The sequence below is a fragment of the uncultured Bradyrhizobium sp. genome, from assembly GCF_936943645.1.
Lineage (GTDB): Bacteria > Pseudomonadota > Alphaproteobacteria > Rhizobiales > Xanthobacteraceae > Bradyrhizobium.
Map to the genome: position 1 here is coordinate 98,407 of NZ_CAKZJO010000104.1, position 6,669 is coordinate 105,075.

Annotated in this window: 5 protein-coding genes; all 5 read right to left on the bottom strand. The window is 64.3% G+C overall.

What is annotated here, in order from left to right; genetic code table 11:
* Positions 1-49: 49 nt before the first annotated feature.
* Positions 50-2,206: a polyribonucleotide nucleotidyltransferase gene (gene pnp / locus Q0743_RS30835; RefSeq protein WP_298245190.1), complete on the bottom strand. Its 2,157-nt coding sequence runs from the start codon at positions 2,204-2,206 to the stop codon at positions 50-52.
* Between the two features lie 377 nt (positions 2,207-2,583).
* On the bottom strand, positions 2,584-2,853 hold the full coding sequence (gene rpsO / locus Q0743_RS30840) for a 30S ribosomal protein S15 (protein WP_018644188.1): 270 nt from the start codon (positions 2,851-2,853) through the stop codon (positions 2,584-2,586).
* Between the two features lie 2 nt (positions 2,854-2,855).
* Complete coding sequence (gene truB, locus Q0743_RS30845) at positions 2,856-3,974, bottom strand: tRNA pseudouridine(55) synthase TruB (protein ID WP_298245191.1); 1,119 nt, start codon at positions 3,972-3,974, stop codon at positions 2,856-2,858.
* Positions 3,971-4,405, bottom strand: a complete 435-nt coding sequence (gene rbfA / locus Q0743_RS30850; protein ID WP_298245192.1) for a 30S ribosome-binding factor RbfA — start codon at positions 4,403-4,405, stop codon at positions 3,971-3,973. The genes truB and rbfA overlap by 4 nt, the downstream gene beginning before the upstream one ends.
* 154 nt (positions 4,406-4,559) lie before the next feature.
* Positions 4,560-6,669: translation initiation factor IF-2 (gene infB / locus Q0743_RS30855; protein WP_298245193.1), on the bottom strand; the 2,110-nt coding region annotated here is incomplete at its 5' end.

The window sequence follows — 6,669 nt, forward strand, 5'->3', positions numbered from 1 at the left end:
AAAAGGGCGGCCTTGCGGCCGCCCTTCGTGTTTCTGATGCAGTCGGCGATTACTCGCCGGCCGCTTCGCGTGGGGCCTTCTCGCCCTCGCCGCCCTTGCCTTCGAGGTCTTCGCCGGTGGTCTGGTCGACCACCTTCATCGACAGGCGGGTCTTGCCGCGATCGTCGAAGCCGAGCAGCTTGACCTTGACCTTGTCGCCTTCCTTGACGACGTCGGAGGTCTTCTGCACGCGGTTGGCCGCGAGCTGGCTGATGTGAACGAGGCCGTCCTTGGAGCCGAAGAAGTTCACGAAGGCGCCGAACTCCATCACCTTGACGACGGTGCCGTCATAGATCTGGCCGACTTCCGGATCGGACGCGATCGACTTGATCCACTTGATCGCGGCCTTCATCGCCTCGCCGTCGGAGGAGGCGACCTTCACGGTGCCGTCGTCCTCGATGTTGACCTTGGCGCCGGTCTTCTCGACGATCTCGCGGATCACCTTGCCGCCGGTGCCGATCACTTCGCGGATCTTGTCGGTGGCGATCTTGAAGGTCTCGATGCGCGGCGCGTATTCGCCGAGCTCGGCGCGGGCGTTGGTGAGCGCCTTGGCCATCTCTCCGAGGATGTGGATACGACCGTCCTTGGCCTGGGCGAGCGCCACCTTCATGATCTCTTCGGTGATGCCCTCGATCTTGATGTCCATCTGGAGCGAGGTGATGCCCGCTTCCGTACCGGCCACCTTGAAGTCCATGTCGCCGAGATGGTCCTCGTCGCCGAGGATGTCCGAGAGAACCGCAAAGCGCTTGTCCTCAAGGATCAGGCCCATCGCGATGCCCGCGGTCGGACGCTTCAACGGCACGCCGGCATCCATCAACGCGAGCGAGGCGCCGCAGACCGAAGCCATCGAGGACGAGCCGTTCGACTCGGTGATCTCCGAGACCACGCGGATCGTATAGGGGAACTCGTGATGCGGCGGCAGCACCGGGTGGATCGCACGCCAGGCAAGCTTGCCGTGGCCGATCTCGCGGCGCTTGGTGCCGCCGAGGCGGCCGGTCTCACCGACCGAATAGGGAGGGAAGTTGTAGTGCAGCAGGAACGTCTCTTTGTACGTTCCCGACAGCGCGTCGATGTACTGCTCGTCCTCGCCGGTGCCGAGCGTGGTGACGACCAGGCCCTGCGTTTCACCGCGGGTGAACAGCGCCGAGCCGTGGGCGCGCGGCAGCACGCCGACTTCGGCGACGATGTTGCGCACGGTCTTGCTGTCGCGACCGTCGATGCGCTTGCCGGTGTCGAGGATGTTCCAGCGAACGATCTTCGCCTCGAGCTCCTTGAACACGGCGCTGATGCGCAGCTTGTCGTATTTCGGCTCCTGCCCTTCGGGGAAGTAGTGGGCGATCACCTTCTCCTTGACCTTGCCGACCGCGGCGTAGCGATCCTGCTTGACCGGAATGGCGTAGGCGGCGCGCAGCTCCTGCTCGACGATGCCGAGCATTTCCTTCTCGAGCGCGGCATTGTCGATGACGGTGACTTCGCGCGGCTCCTTGGCGGCCTTCTCGGCCAGCTCGATGATGGCGTTGATCACCGGCTGGAAGTGGCGGTGACCGAACATCACGGCGCCGAGCATGACCTCTTCGTTCAGCTCCTTGGCTTCCGATTCGACCATCAGCACGGCGTCGGCGGTGCCGGCGACGACGAGGTCGAGCTGGGTGTCGACCATCTCGTCGAGCGTCGGGTTGAGGATGAACTCGTCATTGGCGAAGCCGACGCGGGCGGCGCCGATCGGGCCCTTGAAGGGGGCGCCGGACAGGGTCAGCGCAGCGGACGAAGCCACCAGCGCGACGATATCAGGATCGTTCTCCATGTCGTGCGACAGCACGGTGGCGATCACCTGGGTCTCGTTGCGCCAGCCGTCGACGAACAGCGGACGGATCGGACGGTCGATCAGGCGGGAGACCAGCGTCTCCTTCTCGGTCGGACGACCTTCGCGCTTGAAATAGCCGCCGGGAATGCGGCCAGCCGCGTAGGTCTTCTCCTGGTAGTCGACGGTCAGCGGCAGGAAGTCGACGCCCTCGCGCGGCGCCTTCGCCGCGACGACGGTGGCGAGCACGACGGTCTCGCCATAGGTGGCGACGACGGCGCCATCGGCCTGACGGGCGATCTTGCCGGTTTCCAGCTTGAGAGTGCGTCCACCCCAGTCGATCTCGACCGAATGCTTATTGAACATAGATGTCTTCTTTCATGGGTTCTCGAAAGAAGGACGGCTCGAAAAACAAAAACCATGCGCAAGATTGCGGGGCGCTGATCGAAGCGGGTGATCAGCGTCCTGCGATCCTGCCATGGTTTTTGGATTTCGGATGGCGTCCATCCTTTCGGGTCATACGGGCGCCTTGCCCGTTGTGCCCAGCCGCCGGATTGCTGCTGGACTGTCAGTCGGCACGAATGCGAACACCGAACCTTCGGTCTTCGCTCATCATGCCCCGGATCCGAATCGTCAACGATCCGCATCCGGCGTGCGCGCAGCTTCGATCAAAAAGCTTTAAATAAGCGCTCTCGCTCGAAACCACGCACGAAAACGCGCGCCAGTGGCGCGCGTGGGAACACTTAGCGACGAATGTTGTGCTTCTCGAGCAGCGCCTTGTAACGCGCCTCGTCCCGCTTCTTCAGGTAGTCGAGCAGCGAGCGGCGGGTCGAGACCAGCTTCAAGAGGCCACGACGCGAATGGTTGTCCTTCACGTGGGTCTTGAAATGGTTGGTCAGGTTGTTGATGCGCTCCGACAGGATCGCGACCTGAACCTCCGGCGAGCCGGTGTCGCCGGCCTTGGTGGCATTCGTCTTGATGACTTCCGCTTTGCGTTCTGCGGCAATCGACATCGTCAATTTCTCTCGTTGCGACCGGTTGAGGCAGTCAAGCCGGTCAGGTTGAACACACGCTTGGGGATGATTTCGCCATTGCCAACTTCAGCAAGCGCCAAAAGACGGCCTGCCACCGTGACATAGACTGTGCCGCTACAAGTGGGCGCATCCCGTCCGCGCAACAAAACGGCCTGGCCCCGGTGGAGCCTTGCCGCATCAGCCCGAGTGACGGCCAGTGCCGGGATGTCGTCCAGCGCGGTCTCAACGGGCATAAGCGCGTCCGCGAGGCTACCCTCGCCGGACGCGGCTCTATCGCACAAAGCCTCCAGCTGATCCAGCGGAATCATGTCGTTTTCGCCAAATGGGCCGACCAGTGTCCGCCGGAGCGCGCAAATATGGCCGTAAGTGCCGAGAATCCGGCCCATATCGCGGGCCAGGGCGCGGACATAGGTGCCCTTGCCGCACTCGGCCTCGAATACGGCGTGGTCGTTATCCGGTTGATCTACAAGGGTTAAATGGTGAATCTCGACCGGACGGGGCGCCAGCTCCACGACCTCGCCATCGCGGGCGAGGTCGTAGGCGCGCTCGCCCTGAACCTTGATCGCGGAATAGCGCGGCGGGATCTGCTCGATCACCCCGGTAAAGCGAGGCAGGAGAGCCAGGATGGCCTCCCGGGTCGGGCGCTGGTCGGAGGTCGCCGTCGCGCGGCCCTCGATGTCGTCGGTATCGCGCTCCTCGCCCCAGCACACCGTGAACTGGTAGCGCTTGCGGCCGTCCATGACGAAGGGAACGGTTTTGGTCGCTTCTCCGAGCGCGATCGGCAGCCCGCCCGAGGCGAGCGGATCGAGCGTGCCGGCGTGGCCGGCGCGCTTGGCGTTGAACAGGCGCTTGAGCACCGCAACCGCCTGCGTCGAGGTCATGCCGATCGGCTTGTCGAGCACGACCCAGCCATGGACGTCGCGCCGGTCGCGGCGAACCTGGTTGCCCTTCTGCTGCTTGGCGCGCGGATCGTTGTTGACGCGGCGCGGCTCCTGATGCGGCTGTGAATTGCCGCCGACTTCCGCAAAATTATTGTTCTGCACGTCGCGCTGGTCGGCCTGTTCGCCGGTGATCGTGTCGTGAGCCGGGTCCATCGTCATCGTTCTTCTTCCCGATCCGTTTCCGGATCCTGTTCCAGATCTTTCTGCACCGCAGGTGTTCGCAAAAGCTTCTCGATCCGTTCCGCTTCGTCGAATCGTTCGTCGACGCGGAAGCGAATGTCAGGTGCAAATTTCAGGTTAACGCGCCGCGCGACTTCGCCGCGCAGGAACTTCTTGTTGCGTTCGAGCGCAGCAATGACGATGTCGGTGTCGCGGCCACCGAGCGGCATCACATAGACTGTCGCGAGCTTCAGGTCGGGCGACATCCGCACCTCCGGCACGGTGATGATGTGACCTTCGAGGTCCGCATCATGCACATTGCCTTGCGCCAGAATATCGGCCATCGCGTGGCGAACCTGCTCGCCGACGCGCAACTGACGTTGCGAGCCTCCGCCGGGGACGGAACTCTTCTTCTGATGATGGCGTGGCATTCTCGAAAATCACCTCGTCATGCCCGTGTTCGAGGCACGGGCATTGCCATTTGTCCTGTTGAAACGAAGAGGGGTGGATGGCCGGAAAAATCCGGCCATCGCACTCCCGCAATTTCAGTTCAAAAAGATCCGAACGCTTCGGTAAGATTTGGACTTACAGGGAGCGCTGGATCGTCTCCACGCGGTAACATTCGATGACATCGCCCGCGCGCATGTCGTGGTAGTTCTCGAAGGCCATGCCGCATTCCTGACCGGACTGGACTTCCTTCACTTCGTCCTTGAAGCGCTTCAGCGTCGACAGCTTGCCTTCGTGCACGACGACGTTGTCGCGGATCAGGCGCACATTGGCGCCGCGTTCCACGGTGCCGTCGGTGACGCGGCAGCCGGCGACCTTGCCGACCTTGGAGATGTTGAAGATCTCCAGGATCTCGGCATTGCCCAGCATGGTTTCGCGCAAGGTCGGCGCGAGCAGGCCGCTCATCGCCTTCTTCACGTCGTCCACGAGGTCGTAGATGATGTTGTAGTAGCGGATCTCGATGCCGTTGCGCTTGGCGGCCGCAGCGGCCTCCTTGTTGGCGCGAACCGAGAAGCCGATGATCGCGGCATTGAAACCTTCCGCGAGCGTCACGTCGGATTCCGAGATACCGCCGACGCCGGCATGCAGGATGCGGGCGGCGACTTCGTCGGTGCCGAGCTTCTCCAGCGAGCCGAGGATCGCTTCCAGCGAGCCCTGCACGTCGGCCTTGACGATCAGCGGGAATTCCTTGCGGCCCGCCGTCTTCAACTGCGACATCATCTGCTCGAGCGAGCCGCGCATGCCGGAGATCGAGGCAGCCGCGTTCTCGCGCTTCTGGTGCGCGCGGTAGCTCGTGACCTGGCGGGCGCGGGCTTCGTTCTCGACCACGGCGAGACGATCGCCGGCTTCCGGCGGACCGTTGAAGCCGAGCACTTCGACCGGCACCGAGGGACCGGCTTCCTGCACGGTCTCGCCCTGATCCGAGATCAGCGCACGGACGCGGCCCATTTCGGCGCCGGCGACGATGATGTCGCCGACCCGCAGCGTGCCGCGCTGGACCAGCACGGTCGCCACCGGACCACGGCCGCGATCGAGCTTGGCTTCGATCACGGTGCCTTCGGCCGGACGCTCCGAATTGGTCTTCAGGTCGAGGATTTCGGCCTGGAGCGCGATCATCTCGAGCAGCTTGTCGAGGTTGGTCTTGTTCTTGGCGGACACTTCGACGTCGACGACGTCGCCGCCGAACGATTCGACCTGCACCTCGTGCTGGAGCAGCTCGGTGCGCACGCGCTCGGGCTTGGCGTCGGGCTTGTCGATCTTGTTGATGGCAACGATGATCGGCACCCGCGCCGCCTTGGCGTGGTTGATGGCCTCGATCGTCTGCGGCATCACGCCGTCATCGGCCGCGACCACCAGCACGACGATGTCGGTGACCTTGGCGCCGCGGGCGCGCATCGCGGTGAACGCGGCGTGGCCGGGCGTGTCGATGAAGGTGATCTTCTTGCCGCTCTCGGGCGAGACGACCTGATAGGCGCCGATATGCTGGGTGATGCCGCCGGCCTCGCCGGAGACCACGTTGGCATGACGGAGCGCGTCGAGCAGCGAGGTCTTGCCGTGGTCGACGTGACCCATCACGGTCACGACGGGCGAACGCGTCTCGGTATCGGTGGAATCGTCGACCTGGTCGAACAGACCTTCTTCGACGTCCGAGGCGGCAACGCGCTTGACGGTGTGACCGAGCTCTTCGGCGATCAGCTGCGCAGTGTCGGCGTCGATCACGTCGGTGATCTTGTGCATCGCGCCCTGCTTCATCAGCATGCGGATGACGTCGACCGCGCGCTCGGCCATGCGGTTGGCGAGCTCCTGGATGGTGATCGCTTCCGGAATGACCACCTCGCGGATGAGCTTTTCCTTCGGCTCGTTGGAGGCGTGGCCCTTCAGACGCTGGGTGCGGCGGCGGAACGAGGCGATCGAACGCTCGCGCACCTCGTCGGCATTGAGCGCGGTGACGACCGTGAGGCGGCCGCGCTCCTTCTGCGGGCCGGGCTTGTGGGTGGTCTTGGGGGCTGCCGCAGGACGCGCAGCGCCGCCGGGACCGCGGCGGATCTGACGCGGACCATCGTCCTCGTCCGGTCCGGCTGCAACCGCGGGCGCGCGGCCCAGCGGGCCGCCGGCCGGCCGTTGCGTGGTGGTTCCAGGGCGCGCAGTCGTCGTTCCCGGGCGTGCCGTCGCGGCGCCGGGCCGCGGC